At 63.7% G+C, this 18,541-nt stretch carries 18 protein-coding genes; 11 read left to right on the top strand and 7 right to left on the bottom strand.

All coding sequences use genetic code 11. The annotated features are described in order from the left end of the window. Positions 1-21 precede the first annotated feature (21 nt). The 3 genes from B0G81_RS35970 (at position 22) to B0G81_RS35960 (ending at position 4,621) form a co-directional block, all read left to right on the top strand. Complete coding sequence (locus B0G81_RS35970; RefSeq protein ID WP_116117146.1) at positions 22-1,293, top strand: YeaH/YhbH family protein; 1,272 nt, start codon at positions 22-24, stop codon at positions 1,291-1,293. Further along, a complete protein-coding gene (locus B0G81_RS35965) occupies positions 1,290-3,020 on the top strand; it encodes a SpoVR family protein (RefSeq protein ID WP_134142306.1) in 1,731 nt (576 codons plus the stop codon). The genes B0G81_RS35970 and B0G81_RS35965 overlap by 4 nt, the downstream gene beginning before the upstream one ends. A gap of 296 nt (positions 3,021-3,316) precedes the next feature. Beyond that, positions 3,317-4,621 carry an MFS family transporter gene (locus tag B0G81_RS35960; protein ID WP_106284298.1) on the top strand — a complete coding sequence of 435 codons (1,305 nt, stop codon included), beginning with the start codon at positions 3,317-3,319 and terminating at the stop codon, positions 4,619-4,621. Between the two features lie 145 nt (positions 4,622-4,766). Here B0G81_RS35960 and B0G81_RS35955 read toward each other — a convergent pair whose 3' ends face one another. From B0G81_RS35955 to B0G81_RS35945, 3 genes are all read right to left on the bottom strand, one after another. Next, complete coding sequence (locus B0G81_RS35955) at positions 4,767-4,988, bottom strand: hypothetical protein (RefSeq protein WP_012433250.1); 222 nt, start codon at positions 4,986-4,988, stop codon at positions 4,767-4,769. A 157-nt stretch (positions 4,989-5,145) separates the two neighbouring features. Beyond that, positions 5,146-6,228 (bottom strand): glycosyltransferase family 2 protein, encoded by a 1,083-nt coding sequence (locus B0G81_RS35950; RefSeq protein WP_134142304.1) that lies wholly within the window; start codon positions 6,226-6,228, stop codon positions 5,146-5,148. A gap of 212 nt (positions 6,229-6,440) precedes the next feature. Then, on the bottom strand, positions 6,441-6,620 hold the full coding sequence (locus B0G81_RS35945; protein WP_134142302.1) for a hypothetical protein: 180 nt from the start codon (positions 6,618-6,620) through the stop codon (positions 6,441-6,443). Positions 6,621-6,792: 172 nt separating this feature from the next. Between B0G81_RS35945 and B0G81_RS35940 the strand changes: the two genes are divergently transcribed. Further along, on the top strand, positions 6,793-7,044 hold the full coding sequence (locus B0G81_RS35940; protein ID WP_106284301.1) for a DUF1488 domain-containing protein: 252 nt from the start codon (positions 6,793-6,795) through the stop codon (positions 7,042-7,044). Positions 7,045-7,093: 49 nt separating this feature from the next. Here the strand turns inward: B0G81_RS35940 and B0G81_RS35935 are convergent, their stop codons facing one another. Then, entirely contained in the window at positions 7,094-8,023 is a 930-nt protein-coding gene (locus B0G81_RS35935) for a LysR family transcriptional regulator (protein WP_134142300.1), read from the bottom strand. Positions 8,024-8,284: 261 nt separating this feature from the next. Between B0G81_RS35935 and B0G81_RS35930 the strand changes: the two genes are divergently transcribed. Further along, positions 8,285-9,058, top strand: a complete 774-nt coding sequence (locus B0G81_RS35930; protein WP_134142298.1) for an SDR family NAD(P)-dependent oxidoreductase — start codon at positions 8,285-8,287, stop codon at positions 9,056-9,058. A 13-nt stretch (positions 9,059-9,071) separates the two neighbouring features. Here B0G81_RS35930 and B0G81_RS35925 read toward each other — a convergent pair whose 3' ends face one another. Continuing rightward, positions 9,072-10,472 (bottom strand): DHA2 family efflux MFS transporter permease subunit, encoded by a 1,401-nt coding sequence (locus B0G81_RS35925; RefSeq protein WP_134142296.1) that lies wholly within the window; start codon positions 10,470-10,472, stop codon positions 9,072-9,074. Between the two features lie 161 nt (positions 10,473-10,633). Here B0G81_RS35925 and B0G81_RS35920 point away from each other — a divergent pair, with 161 nt between their 5' ends. After that, entirely contained in the window at positions 10,634-11,494 is an 861-nt protein-coding gene (locus tag B0G81_RS35920) for a LysR substrate-binding domain-containing protein (protein WP_134142295.1), read from the top strand. 145 nt (positions 11,495-11,639) lie between these two features. Here B0G81_RS35920 and B0G81_RS35915 read toward each other — a convergent pair whose 3' ends face one another. Next, positions 11,640-12,077, bottom strand: coding sequence for a carboxymuconolactone decarboxylase family protein (locus B0G81_RS35915; protein WP_116141740.1), 438 nt, complete (start codon positions 12,075-12,077; stop codon positions 11,640-11,642). Positions 12,078-12,316: 239 nt separating this feature from the next. Between B0G81_RS35915 and B0G81_RS35910 the strand changes: the two genes are divergently transcribed. Continuing rightward, complete coding sequence (locus B0G81_RS35910) at positions 12,317-13,366, top strand: NAD(P)/FAD-dependent oxidoreductase (protein ID WP_134142293.1); 1,050 nt, start codon at positions 12,317-12,319, stop codon at positions 13,364-13,366. A gap of 82 nt (positions 13,367-13,448) precedes the next feature. Here the strand turns inward: B0G81_RS35910 and B0G81_RS35905 are convergent, their stop codons facing one another. Continuing rightward, on the bottom strand, positions 13,449-13,685 hold the full coding sequence (locus B0G81_RS35905; protein ID WP_116117137.1) for a hypothetical protein: 237 nt from the start codon (positions 13,683-13,685) through the stop codon (positions 13,449-13,451). Positions 13,686-13,877: 192 nt separating this feature from the next. On the opposite strand from B0G81_RS35905, the gene B0G81_RS35900 reads away from it, so the two are divergent. The 4 genes from B0G81_RS35900 (at position 13,878) to B0G81_RS35885 (ending at position 18,509) form a co-directional block, all read left to right on the top strand. Next, the gene (locus B0G81_RS35900) at positions 13,878-15,851 is read left to right on the top strand and encodes a PAS domain S-box protein (RefSeq protein ID WP_134142291.1); all 1,974 of its coding nucleotides are present in this window, start codon (positions 13,878-13,880) and stop codon (positions 15,849-15,851) included. Positions 15,852-16,047: 196 nt separating this feature from the next. Then, positions 16,048-17,226: an acyl-CoA/acyl-ACP dehydrogenase gene (locus B0G81_RS35895; RefSeq protein ID WP_134142289.1), complete on the top strand. Its 1,179-nt coding sequence runs from the start codon at positions 16,048-16,050 to the stop codon at positions 17,224-17,226. 24 nt (positions 17,227-17,250) lie between these two features. Continuing rightward, positions 17,251-17,856, top strand: a complete 606-nt coding sequence (locus tag B0G81_RS35890; RefSeq protein ID WP_134142287.1) for an SAM-dependent methyltransferase — start codon at positions 17,251-17,253, stop codon at positions 17,854-17,856. Continuing rightward, positions 17,853-18,509 carry a glycosyltransferase gene (locus B0G81_RS35885; RefSeq protein WP_116117133.1) on the top strand — a complete coding sequence of 219 codons (657 nt, stop codon included), beginning with the start codon at positions 17,853-17,855 and terminating at the stop codon, positions 18,507-18,509. The genes B0G81_RS35890 and B0G81_RS35885 overlap by 4 nt, the downstream gene beginning before the upstream one ends. Positions 18,510-18,541 lie beyond the last annotated feature (32 nt).

The following is an 18,541-nucleotide window of genomic DNA, read 5'->3' as shown; positions in this document are numbered from 1 at the left end:
TATTACAGCGGGAGACCGGGCGTGCTTCATCAAATCATCGACCGCAGGTTAGCAGGCAAGAACAAAAGCATTGCGAATCGCGAACGTTTTTTGCGTCGCGTTAAGAACTATATTCGTCGCGCCGTTTCGGAAGCCGTGCGCGACCGCAGCATCAAGGACATTCAGAACACCCAGAGCATCACAATCCCGCGCAAGGACATTGCGGAGCCGTCGTTCCGGCATGGCCCCGGCGGCAAGCGGGAAATGGTGCATCCGGGCAATTCCGACTACATCCGCGGCGACAAGATCCAGCGCCCGCAAGGGGGCGGCGGCGGAGGCGGGGGCAATCAGGCCAGCAATGAAGGCGAGGGTCAGGACGACTTCGTGTTCGAGCTGAGCCGTGAAGAGTTCATGCAGTATTTCTTCGACGATCTCGAACTGCCGCGCCTCGTCAAAACCCATCTGCTTGCCGTCCCGACGTGGAAGAGCATCCGCGCGGGCTGGGCTGCTGAAGGCACGCCGAACAACATCGACGTGGTCCGTTCGCTGCGCAGCGCGCTCGGCCGCCGCATCGCGCTCGGGGCGCCGCTCGTCAACCAGTTGCACGAGATGGAGCGGCAACTGGAGGTCATGAAAGCCGATCCCGACGACCGTCGCGAGGACATCAAACTGCTCGAAGAAGAGATTCACCATTTGCGCGGGCGCATCTGGCGGATTCCGTTCATCGATCCGTTCGATCTGCGCTACGTGAACCGCGTGAAGCAGCCCACGCCGTCCAGCCAGGCCGTGATGTTCTGTCTGATGGATGTGTCCGGCTCCATGGACGAGCAGCGCAAGGATCTCGCCAAGCGCTTCTTCATCCTGCTGTATCTGTTCCTCAAGCGTAACTACGAGAAGATCGAAGTGGTGTTCATTCGCCACCACACGCGCGCCGAAGAGGTCGACGAAGACACGTTCTTTCATTCGACCGAAAGCGGCGGCACGGTGGTCTCAAGCGCGCTGGAATTGATGCAGAAGGTAATGGACGAGCGTTATTCGCCGACTGAATGGAATATTTACGGCGCTCAGGCGTCGGACGGCGACAACTGGACCGACGACTCGCCGAAGTGCCGCAAGATACTCTCGGATGACATCCTGGAGAAGGTGCGCTATTTTGCGTATATTCAGGTGACGCCGGAAGAGCAGAATCTGTGGCTGGAATATGCGCAACTGGCCTTGAGCCAGCCGCACATGGCGATGAAGAAAGTCGAGACCGCGGCTGACATTTATCCGGTGTTTCGCGAGTTGTTCGAAAAGCAGGCGGCTAATTCATGACGAACAGGCACCTGCACAACGAAGTGCGCGGCGCGCCGGCGAACGGCGCGCCGGAGCACGGAAAAGGCGTGCCGCAGCAGCAACAGTCGGGGCATGCCGAGGCGAGGGCGGACGATACCGGAACCGCCGCAGCCGGAGCAGTCGACACCGCTGCAGCACGGGGACACACCGGAACGCCCACTCAGGGGCAAAGGGAAGTCCGTATGAACGTAGCCGATAGACGGCCTCTGCCGTGCCCGTCCGACTGGACCTTCGAATTGATCGAAGAGTACGACTCGCATATTGCCCGTGTTGCAGAGCAATATGAACTCGACGTGTATCCGATCCAGCTCGAACTCATCAGCGCCGAACAGATGATGGATGCGTACGCGTCCGTCGGTATGCCGGTGAACTACCGTCACTGGTCGTTCGGCAAACACTTTCTCTCCACCGAAAAAAGCTACCGTCGCGGGCAGATGGGGCTGGCGTACGAGATCGTCATCAATTCGAACCCCTGCATCGCGTATCTGATGGAAGAGAACACGATGACGATGCAGGCGCTCGTCATCGCCCATGCGGCCTATGGGCACAACTCGTTCTTCAAGGGCAACTATCTGTTCAGGCTGTGGACGGATGCGCACGCGATCATCGACTACCTTGTGTACGCGAAGAATTACATCGCGGAGTGCGAGGAGCGTTTCGGGCTCGACCGGGTCGAGGAACTGCTCGATTCCTGCCACGCGTTGATGAACTATGGCGTGGACCGTTACAAACGTCCGCAGAAGCTGTCGCTGCAAAAGGAGTTTGCGGCGCGCCGTGAACGCGAGGCCTATCTGCAGTCGCAGGTGAATGAACTGTGGCGCACCTTGCCGACCCGGCATACGCCGCTGCCGGAGGAAGTCGAGGAGCGCTATCCGCCGGAGCCGCAGGAAAACCTGCTGTATTTCGCGGAGAAAAACGCGCCGCTGCTGGAACCGTGGGAGCGGGAAGTGATCCGTATCGTGCGCAAGGTCGGCCAGTATTTCTATCCGCAACGGCAGACCCAGGTGATGAACGAGGGCTGGGCGACATTCTGGCACTACACCTTGCTCAACACCATGTACAACCAGGGCAAGCTGGAAGACGGCTTCATGATGGAGTTTCTCCATTCGCACAGCAACGTGGTCTACCAGCCGCCGGTCACGAAACCGTACTACAGCGGTATCAATCCGTACGCGCTGGGTTTCTCGATGATGAGCGATATTCGCCGCATCTGCGAATCGCCTACGGAAGAAGACCGCAAGTGGTTCCCGGAACTGGCGGGCAGTCCGTGGCTCCCGGCCATGCACTACGCGATGCGCAACTTCAAGGACGAGAGTTTCGTCGCGCAGTATCTTTCGCCGCATCTGATCCGCGAAATGCGCCTCTTCTCCGTGCTCGACGACGACATGCGCGATGCGCTCGAAGTCTCGGCAATTCACGACGACAGTGGCTATCAGTACGTGCGTCAGGCGTTGTCGCGGCAGTACGACATGCACCACCGCGAGCCGAATATTCAGGTGTGGGCGGTGAACACGCGCGGCGACCGGAGTTTGACGCTGCGGCACTTCATGAGCGACAACCGGCATCTTTCCGGCGATAGCGACGAAGTGCTCAAGCACATGGCGCGGCTGTGGCAATTCGACGTGTATCTGGAAAGCGTCGATGAGAATGGCACGGTTCGAAAGCGCTACGAGTGCCGTTATGTGCCGCCGGCAGTGAGAGTGTGACCGGCGGCCGCAGTGCAACGCAGCGCGATTGATGTGTTGTGACCCAAAAAGCCAGCTTTCGAGCTGGCTTTTTTCTTGGCTGCCCGACCGCGATCAGGCCGGTTCTCAATACTGCCGCGCCGCAACAAGACGGACGGCGCGCATTCGCGGGCCCCTAACAAACTCCCATCTTTGCCTTGCGGTTCTGTAAAATTCGCGCACGCGTGCGACGACATGCCGGCAGGGCACTTCGCCGCGCGTGATGAAGGCGGCGCCAAGACCGCTACCTCCGTTCAAAGATAAGGAAAGAGACCAGCATGACCGACCTAACCGACCAAACCGTGGCCTCGGCTCACGATACCCGGCGCCGCATCTTCGCGATCGTTGGCGCTTCATCAGGCAATCTCGTCGAGTGGTTCGACTTTTACGTGTATTCGTTCTGCGCGCTGTACTTCGCGCCGGCGTTCTTCCCGAGCGGCAACACCACCACGCAGTTGCTCAACACGGCGGGCGTGTTCGCCGCCGGCTTCCTGATGCGTCCGATCGGCGGCTGGTTCTTCGGCCGCCTCGCCGACAAGCACGGCCGCCGCACCGCGATGATGGTGTCGGTGTTCATGATGTGCGGCGGTTCGCTCGTGATCGCCGTGCTGCCCACCTACGCGCAGATCGGTGCGCTGGCGCCGGCGCTGCTGCTGGTCGCGCGGCTGTTCCAGGGCTTGTCGGTGGGCGGTGAGTACGGCACCAGCGCGACCTACATGAGTGAAGTCGCGCTCAAGGGCCGGCGCGGTTTCTTCGCGTCGTTCCAGTACGTCACGCTGATCGGCGGGCAATTGTGCGCGCTGCTGGTGCTGGTGGTGCTGCAACAGACGCTTTCCACCGAAGAGCTGAAGGCGTGGGGCTGGCGCGTGCCGTTCGCAATCGGCGCGGTCGCGGCACTGGTCGCGCTGTATCTGCGTAAATCGCTCGACGAAACCACCACCGCCGAAACGCGCCAACGCAAGGAAGCCGGCACGCTGCGCGGCCTGTGGCTGCACAAAGGTGCGTTCATGACGGTGCTCGGTTTCACGGCTGGCGGCTCGCTGATTTTCTACACGTTCACCACCTACATGCAGAAGTACCTGGTCAACACGGCGGGCATGCATGCGAAGACAGCCAGCAACGTGATGACCGCGGCGCTCTTTGTCTACATGGTGATGCAGCCGGCGTTCGGCGCGTTGTCGGACCGCATCGGCCGCCGCCGTTCCATGCTGTTCTTCGGTTTCTTCGCGACCATCGGCACCGTGCCGCTGCTGCACGCGCTGAAAGACGTGACGAGCCCGTATGCGGCCTTCGGTCTGGTCGTGGTGGCACTCGCGATCGTCAGTTTCTACACGTCGATCAGCGGTCTGATCAAGGCGGAAATGTTCCCGCCGGAAGTGCGGGCGCTCGGCGTGGGGCTTTCGTATGCGGTGGCGAACGCGATCTTCGGCGGCTCGGCGGAGTATGTGGCGCTGTGGCTGAAGTCGGTCGGCAACGAGTCGATGTTCTACTGGTACGTGACCGCGTTGTGCGCGGTCGCCGGTCTCGTTTCGCTGCGGATGCGCGATCCGTCGAAAGAAGGGTATCTGCGTCTCGAGCCCTGAGTCTTTGAAACGCGGTCCGCTCGCGCGAAAAGTATGTTCGGGCGATGCGTGAGAACAGCGGTCAGGGGTTAGCCCCTGACCGCTTTTCTTTATGCGCGTGAGCAGCCGGAGCAATCCTACTGCGCATCGAGAGGAGGCCGCATGCTCACGCCACGACGATCTCCGTGCCCAACGCATGCAGCAGATCGCGCAGCGTCTCGGCCTGCGCCATTTTTGCGTCGCTGCGTAGATGAATCTGCAGCGCCCGCCCCGCAATTCCGTCGACGGGTTGCGCGAGCCATAACTCCACTGCGAGGCCCAATCCTTCAGGCTGGTTGACGACGACAGGTTCGATCACACGCGGCTTGAAACAGGCACTGTCGGACATGCGAGTTACCTCGAGACGGGTGTAGGTTCGCTCTCATCGTAATCAGTGCGCCACACCGGACCAAGCAACAAATCCGCGATTGCTTAGCATTGGATGCTTAGCACAAAACACGCTTATTGCCCGGCGCTTGCAGGCGTTCCGCGCCGGTGGCGTCGCGTCAGACCGGTTCCGAACGATCGCTGACCAGTTCGGAGACGAGTTCCTTCACCACGGCGGCCGGATCCGCTGCCACCACGGGTGCGGCCGCCACCGCGGCGCTCGCGGCCGCCGCGACGGCCTGCTGAGGCGCGCTGAGCGCGCCACGCGCAAGCATCAGAAGATGATAGTAAAACCGTGCGCTCAAGCCGTAGTTGTACGCGAACAGATGCGTGCAGGCCACCTTGAACCCTGCGAGCACCTGACGATTCCTGGCGTGGATGGACACCACGATCGGCGCGAGCCGGCGCAATGCCAGCTTGCGCGACGGCTCCAGTTGCGCCGGCAGCCGCAACGCCTTGACGTACGCATACGCGCTGACCGTCGCCGCGACCGCTGTGCCGCGCGTGCTATGCGAGATCGAGCTTGCCGTCTTTCGATACACCGAAACATAGTCGTGCAGATAGAACACCTCGCGCGCGGCGAGACAGAGTTCGGTGCCGAACACGAAGTCGCAGCACACGCCGTACTTTTCCGGGTAGCCGATCCGCTTCACCAGTTCGGCGTTGGCCATCCAGCCGTTATTCGGAAACATCTGGACCAGACCGGTTCGGCCCGGCAGGGACTGCAGGCCTTCGGCGTCCTTCGTACGCCGGAATGCGGCGTTCAGGTCCGCGCTCGCCTGGAAGTCGATGGCGCCGCCGTGATCGGCTTCATACTGATCGCCGAATGCCGCCTCGAGCAGCGGGTAAAGCGTCCATAGCGACACGAGCTTGTCGACGCCGTCCGTGGTGAGCAGGTCGTCGTCGTGGATCAGCAGGATTTTGTCGCCGCGTGCGCGCTCGAACAGGCTCGCGACATTGCGCGCCTGGCCGAGCGGCGGCTGATTTTTCACGTAGCGCACGCGCGGTTCGCGCGCGTAGCGGGCTGCGATCAACCGCGCAGTGCGCGCGTCTTTCGAGTCATCGCCGATCACGATCTCCAGATTGTCGTAACTCTGCGCAAGGCACGAATCGATGCACGTCGCGATCAGCTCAGGACGATTGCAGGTCGGCAGACAGATCGAGACTTTCGGGCGGTGGGAGAGAGTCGGGGAGATGGACATAAGCGTCGCCTTTGTTATCTGATGAGGGGCGGCAGCGGGTCCGCCTGGCGCACACGTCGCTGCAAGCAGAAAAATAGTCCATCACGCGGGAAAAATAATCGGTAAAAAACAGGAAGAAATGTTTGGCTTATGAAAGCCGTCAGAAGGGAAAAATTTATGCGGCATCGCTGTTTAAATACAGCAAAGCCGCTCCTGGATTGATGCTAACTATTTCAGCCAACCGGCGGCTCGCCCTCGCCGCACTTTTTGCCGGGCCGGTCCGACGGCGCTTGATCGCGGCTTGCGTCGTCGCGTTCGGGCAGCTTGCTCTTTTCGTTGTCGCTGTGCGCGGCGGGTTGCGGATGTTCGACGTCGGCCGGTTTGTCTTTGGCGCTCTGCTTGGTTTCGCTCATGATCCTCTCCTGGTTGGATGACATGAGCATTGCAGCAAGCGGCAGACCTGGCCTCGTGCCTGGCGTTGCGGTCGGGTCTCGCCATCGCTGCGCGGAATTACAAACAAGCCCTTGACCCGTGCCCCCATTCAGCGCAACGTGGAACGAGAATCCTATAGTGCGGGAGTACGACATGTCCCTCAACTTCCCGAATCCCAGCCGCAGCTACGACGCCTCGCATCACTGCGTGAATTTCTGGGGCTACGACAACGCGCGCGAAATCGCTTTCGCCGTCAACCGTTCGGTGATTTCCAATCTGAGCCCGAGCGTGGGCTCAGACGAACCGGCGGTGCTCGCTGCGTTCGACCAGCATCGCGAGCAGATCCTCACGCTCGCGCGCGGCCTGTACCTCGGCGGCCCGCAGAACCGTTACACGATCTCCTGACGCGGCGCAGCACGTCGTGCCGACGCGCGGGGCGCGACCGAACACGGGCTCACGCCGCTGTTTCGCGCGGCGCGCCGCCTGTCAGCGAGACGACGAAATCGTAAAACGCCCGGACCTTGGCCGGCGGATGATGCCGCGAAGGATAGAGCGCATACAGCGGATAAACCTCGTCGCCCCAATCGGGAAATAGCTCGACGAGTTTTCCGCTCGCCATCAACGACTCGGCGCCGAGCGAGAGAATTTGCGCGACGCCCTGGCCGGTCGTGCAAGCGCTATGCAGGGTGCCCACGTCGTTCACGGTCAAACGGCCCTGCGGCGTGATCGCGATTTTCTTGCGGCCGCGATGAAATTCCCAACTGAACGGGTAGCCCGTGAGCGGATCGCGGAACTTGATGCAGACATGCTTGCCGCTTTCGAGTTCGGCCGGATTCGCCGGGTGCCCGTGCTTCTTCAGATACGCAGGCGCGGCCACGGTGAGAATGCGCGTTTCCAGCAGTTTGCGCGCGATCAGCGTCGATACCGGCGGATCGCCGAAACGGATCGCGAGATCGAATCCGTCGCCGACCAGATCGCCCATCTGGTCGCGGGTGATCAGTTCGAGTTGCAGATCGGGATGCCTGTCGATAAAGCCGCCCAACCGTGGCCCGAGCACGAGGCGCGAAAAGAACGGATCCATGTTCACGCGCAAACGTCCGCGCACGGCGGTCGCGCCCTGCGCGGCGGAAGCCGCCGCTTCTTCGAGGCCGCCCAGCAACGGCACGATCTGTTCGTAGAAGCGCCGCCCTTCGTCGGTCAGCGTGACCGAACGCGTGGTGCGGTCGAAAAGCCGGATGCCCAGACGCGCTTCGAGCCGCGCGACCGAACGGCTCACCCCGGATTGCGACATGTCGAGCGCGACGCCAGCCGCCGCAAAACTCCCGGAATCGACAATCGCCGTCAAGACGCCCATGCCGTTCAGCATGCGCTCGTCAAATGGCATGTGATAGTCCTTTGTTATTTACTAATTCGTGACATGCTAACGCGAAAGTCCGTTTGAATTCACATGCCGACTCGCGGAAACGCCGCCTGGTAAGGCGGACGAATGATGTCATGTCATGAGTGGAATGACAGTCAGGCTATCGCGTCAGTCGAGCGGCGGGCGTTAATCTGTTGACGTTCGCCCGAAGCACCGAGACATGCGATTCTCGTCATGCATCAGGCATATTCGGATTCAGTTGGACTGAATAATGGAGAACACGCCATGTCGCGCATTTTTATTACCGGTTCCGCCGATGGTCTCGGTCAAATGGCCGCGCGTCTGCTCGTCGAGGCCGGCCATCAGGTGGTGTTGCACGCGCGCACTGCCGCGCGTGCCGACCAGGCACTGCAAGCCGTACCGCAAGCGGAAGCCGCGCTGATCGGCGACCTGTCGAGCATCGCGGCCACGGTCGCGCTCGCCGGGCAGGTCAACCAGCTAGGCCGTTTCGATGCGGTGATCCATAACGCGGCGGTCGGCTATCAGGAACCGCGCCGGATTGCGACCGTCGACGGCTTACCGCACGTCTTCGCGGTCAATACGCTGGCGCCTTACATTCTCACCGCCTTGATCCAGAAGCCGCGGCGGCTCGTTTATCTGAGCTCCGGGCTCCATCGCAGCGGCGACGCGAGCCTCGACGATCTAGCCTGGGAGCGGCGCCCCTGGCGGGGCACGGCGGCATACTCGGACTCGAAGCTGCACGATGCGTTGCTGGCGTTCGCGATGGCGCGGCGCTGGCCGCAGGTGATGTCGAATGCGCTGGAGCCGGGTTGGGTGGCGACGAAAATGGGTGGTCCGGGCGCGCCGGACGATTTGCAGGCCGCGCCGAAAACCCAGGTATGGCTCGCCGTCAGCGACGAGCCGGAGGCCACCGTCAGCGGCGCGTACTTCTATCACATGAAGCGCTGCGAGACGCATCCGGCGGTGCACGACGTTGCCGTTCAGGAGCGTTTGATCGAGGCGTGTGCGGGGTTTTCCGGCATCCGCTTGCCGGACTGACGCAAGCGCTGGATCAGCGGCCCACGCCTTGCGTCGCTTGCCCGCCCACCGGGCGCGAAGCAGGCGCTTCGTCGAGGTGACGAAACACCCACGCCGACACCAGCGTGATCACGCCGACGCACACGAAGGCGAGCCGAAAACCGAGCGCGGCCGATCCGACTTGCGCCGAGAAGAGATTCACCAAACCGCCGCCGATCGACACGCCCAGCCCGATGGCCAGCATCTGCACCATCGAAAAAAGGCTGTTGCCGCTGCCGGCGTCTTCATGCGAGAGGCCTTTGAGCGTGACGCTGTTCATCGCCGCGAATTGCATGGAGTTGGCCGCGCCGAACACCGCCAGGATCGCGATCTCGACCACGAGCGGCGTGCCGCGCGTAATCAGTGCGAACGCAACGATCGACGAACCGACAATGATCGTGTTGACCAGCAGGAAGGCATCGTAGCCATAGCGGTGCACGAGCGGCGCGATCCAGCGTTTGGCGATGGTGCCGGCGAGAGCCGCGGGCAGCATCATCAGACCGGAATGCAGCGGCGAGTAGCCCAGTTGCAATTGCAGCAGCAAGGGCACGAGAAACGGCACGGCACTCGAACCGATGCGGCACACCAGGTTGCCGATCAGGCCCACGCTGAAATTCGGCTCGCGAAAGAGCGACAGTTTGAAGAGCGGATTGACGCGGCGTTTTGCATGCGGAATGTAGGCGAGCGCGCTGGCGACGGCAAGAGCGAATAGCGCCACTGACCATGCCGCGCGGTGCGTAGGCATCGGCGAATCGACCGCAAGCGAGAACGCGATCATGCACAACGAGAGCAACCCGCAGCCGACGAAGTCGAACGGCGGCGCCTTTGCTTCGCCGTGCGATGGCAAGAAGCGCTGCACTGCATATAGACCCACGGCACCGATCGGCACGTTGATGAGGAAAATCCAGTGCCACGTGATCGCCTGAACGAACCAGCCGCCGAGCATCGGCCCGACGATCGGCCCCAGTTGCCCGGCCACCGAAATGAACGCGAGCGCCGCGACATACTGGTCGCCCGTGACGCTGCGCAGGACGGCGAGCCGCCCGATAGGCAGCAGCATCGAGCCGCCCACGCCTTGCAGCACGCGCGCCATCACCAGTTGACCGAGCGTGTGCGCGCTCGCGCAGCAGATCGAGCCGAGCACGAAAACGAGAATGGCGGCGAAGTAGACCCGCCGCGTGCCGAAGCGGTCGGCGAGCCAGCCCGAGGCGGGCGTGAGCATCGCCATGGTCAGCGTGTACGCGACCACGATCGGCTGCATCGCGAGCGGTGCGACGTGCAGGCTGGCGGCGATCGACGGCAATGCGGTGTTGACGATCGTCGTGTCGAGCGACTGCATGAAAAAGCCGGCGGCGACGATCCAGAGCAAAGCGGTCTGGGAAGAATCCTTGGTCATCTTTTCACCGGGCAGCGGGGCGGCGGCATGGACGGCCGTCTCGACGCCGAGCATCCAGTGGGGGCGACCCAGTCATCATATTGACATCCTCGTCAATCGGGAACCCCACTAAGGGCATTGACTGTTATCGACTTTGCCGATGAGCGGCGCGACAATGCCCCATGCTCAATCCCATCTGGCTCAAAACTTTTTCGACCGTCGCGGCCTGCCACAGCTTCACCGAGGCGGGGCGGCGACTCGACTTGACGCAATCGAGCGTCAGCGAACACATCCGGCGGCTCGAGCAGAGCGTGGGCCGGCGCCTGTTCGTGCGCGACACCCATTCGCTCGCGATGACGCCGGACGGTGAAGCCATGCTCGCGCACGCCAGCGTGATTCTGCAGGCGCTGGCGCGGGCCGAATCGCAGTTTCGCGCGCCGCGTCTGAAAGGCCGCGTGCGGCTCGGTTCTTCGGACGACGTCGCGCTCGGTCCGCTGCCCACCGTACTGGCCGCGTTTCGCGACGCGCATCCGGATGTCGAACTGGAAATCACCATCGGCATGACCGGCAAGCTGTATGAGCTGCTCGACGCCGGGGCGATCGATCTGCTGGTCGGCAAGCGCCGTCTCGGCGACAGGCGCGGCGTGCCGCTCTTCACCGGGCGGCTGGAGTGGCTGGCGCGCGCCGGTACGCTGGTCGATTTGAGTCAACCCTTGCCGCTGATTCTGGTCGCCGAACCGAGCGTGACGCGCGCCGTCGTCCTCGACGCGCTCGCTGAGGCGGGATTCAGTTGGCAGTTGGTGTGCACGAGCAGCAGCCACGCCGGTTGCATCGCGGCCGCGCGCGGCGGGCTCGGCATTACCGTTCGTCCGCAGTATCTGGCGGCACGCGGTCTTGCGGCGCCCCTGAATTCGGCGAGTCTGCCGACGCTGCCATCGGTGGAATTCATCGCGCTGGCGGCGAAGCGGCTTAGCCGGCCGGCGGGTACGCTGCTGCAATTGCTGCACGACAGCGATCTGCGCGGATCGTGGATCGGGGAATAGCGGCCAGGCGTGAGGCGCAAGGATCGACGCCATGCATTGACATGACGGCGAAGGATCGCGCATCGGCATAGCGAATCCGCGTGGTGCGTGCCGCCGCTTTCCAACCGAAGCGGACTGAACTGCATTGTTTCTGAGCGCGAGCCGCTCAGGCGGGCAGCTTGCGGAACGAAATCGCGAAGCGGTTCCATGCGTTGATCGCGGAAACCAGCAGCGTCAAATCGACCAGTTCTTCGTCGCTGAAGTGCGGGCGCACCGCTTCCCAAACGGCGTCGGGCACGTGCTCTTGCGATACCAGCGTCAGCGCTTCCGTCCATTCGAGTGCGGCGCGTTCCCGGTCCGTGAAGAACGGCGTTTCGCGCCAGACCACCACGGTGGCCAGACGGCGGTCGGTTTCGCCGCCCTTGCGGGCGTCGGCAGTGTGCATGTCGACGCAGTATGCGCAGCCGTTGATCTGCGAGGCGCGCAGACGAACCAGTTCGGTCAGCGATTTTTCGAGCGCCGATTTGCCGATGCGTTCTTCAACGCCGATCATGGCCTTGATCGCGGCGGGGTTGGCTTTGTAGAAGTCGAGACGTTGTTCCATGATTTATTCCTGAGTCGGGTTGGACGCATTCCGTGATGCGATGAGGGAAGATTAGGCGCCTGACTGGCTTTGGGAAATGACCGGTTTCTACTATTTTCAGGTAACCACTTTGACGGGGTGAGCGGGCGGGCACGCGGCGCGCCGAGCGTCCTTACCGACCGTAATGGCATCGTTGCCGCGCATCGGCCGATTCGGTATGGTGGGTCATTCACCCATCTACCCATCCGAAGAGATCACGCATGACTTCCGCCGCAGACCAGCAACCGCCGCCGATCCGCACCGACGTCCTAATCGTCGGCGCCGGCCCGGTGGGGCTTTTCGCCGCTTTCGAGGCGGGCGTGATCGGCCTGTCCTGCCAGATCGTCGACGGGCTCGACAAGATCGGCGGCCAATGCATCGAGCTTTATCCTGACAAGCCGATCTACGACATTCCCGCCATTGCGTCGTGCACCGCGCGCGAGCTGGTCGAGCGACTGCTGGTGCAATGCAAGCCGTTCGATCCGCCTATCCATCTCGAACAACGGGTCGAGTCGGTCGAGCAGGGCAGCGACGGACGCTGGACGGTACGTACCGGGCGCGGCCTCGTGTTCAATGTCGCGGCGATCCTGGTCGCCGCCGGCAACGGCGCGTTCGTACCGCAAAAGCTGGCGCTGGCCGAGGCCGGACCTCTGGAGTCGCGTCATGTGCACTACAGCGTGCCGCGTCTCGCAGACTTCGCCGACAAGGTCGTGGTCGTGGCAGGCGGCGGCGATTCCGCGCTCGACTGGGCGCTGGCGCTGCGCAAGGTCGCGCGCCGGGTGACGCTCGTGCATCGGCGCAGCGGTTTCAGCGCGGCTGATTCGAGTGTCGCGTCGATGCGGCGCGCGGTTGAGGCGGGCGAAATGGACTTTATCGTCGGCGCGATTGCGGGGCTCGACGTCGAAGGCGATGCATTGAAGTCGATCACGTTGCGACATATCGAGGGCGAGACGCAACTCGCGGCCGAGCATCTTGTCGCGCTCTATGGACTCGTTGCCGATCTTGGACCGATCGCGCAGTGGGGGCTATCGATTCACGCGGGGCGCGTCGATGTCGATACGTCGAACTACGAAAGTTCGCGGCCCGGTATCTTCGCGGTGGGCGACATCGCCAATTATCCGAACAAGCAGAAGCTGATTCTGTCGGGCTTTCATGAGGCATCGCTGGCGCTGCGCCGAGCGTACTCGTACGCTTATCCGGATAAAAAGCGTGTGCACGTGCATTCCAGCTACGACGCAAAGCTGGCGGAAAAGGTCAGTGCCGCCGGGTGACCATCTCGCGCAGATAGCGGTTTCCTGATTGATCCAGCCGGCAGTAACCGCAGGCCACTACCGGCTCTTTTCCACGCGCCGCTTATTTCCCGGCGGGTTGACTCGCGGCTGCGGCCGCGCTGGCTTCCTTGTCCTTCTTCTTGGCCTCGTGATGGCCGACCGCGCAGCCGGCCGCCGCGCCCGCTACGCCATGGCCACCCGCGACGTGGCCGGCCACGCCGCCCACGACCGCGCCTTTCGTACAGCCTTCGGCTTGCGCGGCAGTGCAGGTGAGTGCCAGCGCGGCACTGAGAGCGAGGGTGATGAATGCCTGTTTCAATTGCGACTCCTGTTGTTTGATGATGGTGCGATCACGGAGTAGCAATTGCGGGGCCCGGCGATCCCGTCAGCGCTTTTCTCGACGCGGACTCTGGCGTCGGGCCGTTCGCGCGGACCTCAGGTGAAACCATAGGCAAAGCGGCCGGTGATTGGCGGTGTATGCTTTTGGCCGTAGCCCTTATTTCCGACCACAATGAAACCGCTTGATGTCCCTTCCGCCAGCGAAAACGGCCAGCCCGTGACAGTCCCGGCCGCGGCCCGTCCCGGCGCGGCTGTCGAGGTCGACTACTGGGCGCTGCTGCGGGCAATCGAAGACTATGCGATCTTCCTGCTCGACCCGACCGGGCTGATCGTGAGTTGCAATGCGGGAGGACACAAGCTGACGGGTTACTCAGAGCAGGAGATCGTCGGCGAGCACTTTTCGCGCTTCTATACCGAGGAAGCCGTGGCGCGCGGCTGGCCCGCCTACGAGCTGCAACAGGCGTCGCTGACCGGCCGTTTCGAGGACGAAGGCTGGCGCAAGCGCAAGGACGGCACGACCTTCTGGTCGAATGTCGTGATCACGTCGATGCGCAACGACGCGGGCATTCTCACCGGCTTCGCCAAGATCACGCGCGATTTGAGCGCGCAACGCGAGTACGTGGAAGCGCTGCGGCAAAGCGAAGAGCGTTTCCGTTTGCTGGTCGACTGCGTGAAGGATTACGCGATCTTCATGCTCGACCCGCAAGGCTACGTGGTGAGCTGGAATTCGGGCGCCGCACGCATCAAAGGCTATACGCGCGAGGAAATCGTCGGCCGGCATTTCTCGACCTTCTACGTACCCGAGGAAGCGGCGGCCGGCAAGCCCGCGCGCGAACTGGCGATTGCCCGGCAGCTCGGCCACGTCGAGGACGAAGGCTGGCGCGTGCGCAAGGACGGCACGACCTTCTGGGCCAACGTCGTCATCACGGCGGTGCATGACGAATCGAACCGGCTGCGCGGCTTCGCCAAGGTCACGCGCGATCTGACCGAACGGCGTCAGCGCGAAGAACTGGAACGTTCGGGCGAGCGCATGCGCCAGTTTCTCGCGACCCTCGCGCATGAGTTGCGCAATCCGCTCGCGCCGGTGCGCAACGCGATCGGCGTGATGCAACTCGAAACCGGTGTGAGCCCCACCGTGGCACGTTCGCGCGACCTGATCGACCGGCAGGTCACGCACCTCACGCGGCTCGTCGACGATCTGCTCGACGTTGGGCGGATCATGTCGAACAAGGTCGAGCTGCGCTTCGGCCGTGTCGATCTGGCCGAGGTCATGGCGCGCGCGATCGAGGCGGCCCGGCCGTTCACGGATGCGCACGAGCAGCGGGTCGTCCAGCATATGCCCGATGAGCCGGTGTTCGTGCGCGGCGACATGACGCGCCTCGTGCAGGTGTTGCAGAACCTCTTGCACAACTCGGCAAAATTCTCGCCGGTCGGCAGTGCCATCGATGTCGCGGCGCGAATCGACTACCAGATGGCCGTGCTCGAAGTGCGCGATGCGGGTTGCGGCATTCCAGTGCGCTCGCTCGACAAGATCTTCGAACTGTTCGCTCAGGAAAAGAGCGGGCAGAATACTGGCGAGGGCGGGCTCGGCATCGGCCTCACGTTGTGCAAGTCGCTCGTCGAGATGCACGGTGGCAGCATTATCGCGAGCAGCGAAGGGCCGGGCTGCGGCAGCACCTTCACGCTGAGTCTGCCGCTGGCCGCCGCGCCACCCGAAGCAACGGGCGATGAAGCGAACGAGGCGAACACCGAAGTCGCGCCGCTGCGCATTCTGCTGGTCGATGACAATCGCGATTCGGCCGACAGTCTCGCCATGCTGCTCGAACTCAAAGGCCACGAGGTGCGCATCGCCTACGAGGGCGAGCAGGCGGTGCTGATCGCGCCGCGTTTCGCGCCTCATCTCGCGGTGATCGACATCGCGATGCCGAAAATGGATGGCTACGAGACGATTGCGGCGCTGCGCGTCATGCCCGCGCTTGCCAATACACGGTACGCCGCCATGACCGGCTTCGGCCACGCGAGCGATCGCGAGCGTACCCGCGAAGCCGGTTTCCATGCGCATCTCGTGAAGCCGGTTGGACTCGAATTATTCGATGCGCTGCTGGCCGACGTGGAAGCGCGGCGCAGCGAACGCGGTCCCGACTAGCGTTCAGGCAGGGCGCGCTTCCCTCATACCAGAGCGGTGTGACGGCTTGCGCGCCTGCACATTCCCGATTCCTGAAGAAAGATGTTGTGCATTCCGACGTCCGGTGTTCGAGGCACGCCGCTTGCTGTGGGTCTTCTGTGCGCGGCGGCCCTTGAGAGTCCGCCGGCAGTCGATTGAACAGCTTCAGGGAGGCACGATGCTCGATACGCGTGGCCGTACGGCCGGCGCCAACGCGCGGCCGCCGCAAAACGCCGGCATGACCGCATCTCGCGATTCCCATGTCAGGGCGGGCGGACCGCGGAAAGACGCGAAACCTGCCGCGTCGCTCGAAAATTTTCTGCGTGATACGCGTTTCGATTCCAACGACCCCGTCGCGCTCGGCGGCGTGTTGCGCGCGCTGGTCGAGCGCGGCTACGACCGTGCGCCTGACATGCCCTTGCCTGGGCACGGCGAAACGCTGGTGCGCTGGCGTACCCTGGCTGCGGTGGCCGCGTGCGATCTCGGGCTCGTCAAACTGTTTGAAGGACACACGGATGCGCTCGCGATTCTCGCCGAGCTGCAAGGCCCCACGCCGCCCGCGGGAAGCCGCTGGGGCGTCTGGGCCGCCGAGCCGCCCGATGCGCGCGTACAAGCGATCAAGGTAGGAATCCGAAGCGATGGCGAGGACCTTCGCCTTACCGGCACGAAAGCGTGGTGCTCGGGGGCGGGTGTGGTCACGCATGCGCTTGTTACCGCATGGTTGAACGATGAGCCGGTGCTGGCGGCCGTCGCAATGAATCAGCCGTCCATCTCGATCGACACGTCGAAGTGGCAGGCGGTCGGCATGCAAGCCACGGCAAGCGCCGATGTGAGTTTCGACCAGGCATCGGCGACACTCGTGGGCGGCGCGCATGCCTATGTACGGCGTCCCGGCTTCTGGCACGGCGGCGCCGGAATCGCCGCGTGCTGGTATGGGGCCGCCACGCAGATCGCGCACATGCTGCGCGCCGCGTGCACGCGGCGCGCGGATCCGCATTGGTTCGCCCACCTCGGCGCGGTCGAGGTGGCATTGGCCGGCGCGGCCGCGGTATTGCGCGAGACCGCCGCGCACATCGACGCCAATCCGCTAGCCGACTCGCAGCGCGAGACCATGCGCGCGCGCCTGGTGGTGGAAGAGGCCTCGACGGCCGTGATGAATCACGCTACACGTGCGCTCGGCGCCGGCCCGTTGTGCCGCAACGCGCGCTTCGCACGTGCGCTGGCGGATCTGCCGGTGTTCCTGCGGCAGAGCCACGCGGAGCGCGATCTCGCTGCGCTCGGTGAGCTGATCGCCGCGGCGGGACCCGCCGACGGTCGCGACGGTCCCGATGCCGGAGGTGCCCCGTGGATGCTCTGACGCCATACACGGAGGGCCGCTGACATGAGCTCACCGGCTACCTACTTCGACGAACTCTATCGACACAGCGACGATCCGTGGAAGTTGCGCGAAGGCTGGTACGAGAGCCGCAAGCGGTCGTTGACGCTCGCGTTGCTGCCGCGCCCGCGCTACCGGAGTGCGTTCGAACCCGGCTGCGCCAACGGCGAACTGACCGTCGAGCTGGCGAAGCGTTGCGACGTGCTGCTCGCGGCGGATCTGCATGAGCGCGCGGTGCAGCTTGCACGCGAGCGCGTTGCCGACGCGTCGCACGTCCGCGTCGAACAGCGCACGGTGCCGCGCGAGTGGCCGACCGAGGCCGGCCCGTTCGATCTGATCGTGATCAGCGAATTCGCCTATTACCTCGATTCGGCGGAGCTGAAAACGCTGGCTGCGCGGATCGCCGCCTCCCTCACCACGGACGGCACGCTGCTCGCCTGTCATTGGCGCCGGCCCTTCGCCGAAGCGCTCGAATCCGCCGATGCCGCGCATGCGCTGTTCGACGCACGCTGCGGCCTCACGCGTCTCGCGCATCACGATGAAGCAGATCTGCTGATCGACGTCTGGTCGCGCGACGCACGCTCGGTCGCGCAACGCGAGGGGCTCCTATGATCGGCGTGATCGTTCCGGCGCATAACGAAGAGGCGTTGCTGGCGCCTTGTCTCGCAGCCTTGATCGCGGCCTCGCGCCACGAGGATCTGGCGGGCGAAACGGTGCGCATCGTAGTCGTGCTCGACGCATGCGACGACTTCAGCGGGGCGATCGCGCGGGCCTACGGCGTCGAGACGCTGACGCTGAAGGCGCGCAATGTCGGCATTGCGCGCGCGGCGGGCGCGGACTTCCTGCTGGCGGACGGCGCGCGCTGGCTCGCGTTCACCGACGCCGACAGCCGCGTCTCGTCGGGCTGGCTGGTGGCGCAGCTTTCGCTCGAGGCTGACGCGGTGTGCGGTTCGATTGCCGTCGACGACTGGACCGCGCATCCGCACAGCGTGCGCGAATACTTCCGCAAGACTTACGTGGATGCCGACGGTCATCGTCATATTCACGGTGCGAACCTCGGCGTGTCGGCCGACGCCTACCGGCGCGCGGGCGGCTTTCCGCCGCTCAAGTGCAGCGAGGACGTGGCGCTGGTCGACCGGCTGATCGCGATTGGCGCGCGCATTGCGTGGAGCGCGGCGCCGCGCGTGATTACGAGCGCGCGCGCAGCGGCTCGCGCTCGCGGCGGCTTCGGCGATACGCTTGCGGCGTGGGCGGCCGCCGGATAAGGGCGCCGCCTGCTAGAACAGGAGGGCGACAG

The sequence above is a fragment of the Paraburkholderia sp. BL6665CI2N2 genome, from assembly GCF_004366535.1.
Lineage (GTDB): Bacteria > Pseudomonadota > Gammaproteobacteria > Burkholderiales > Burkholderiaceae > Paraburkholderia.
The sequence above is the reverse complement of the archived record's forward strand: the minus strand, read 5'-3'. Positions and strand labels throughout refer to the sequence as shown.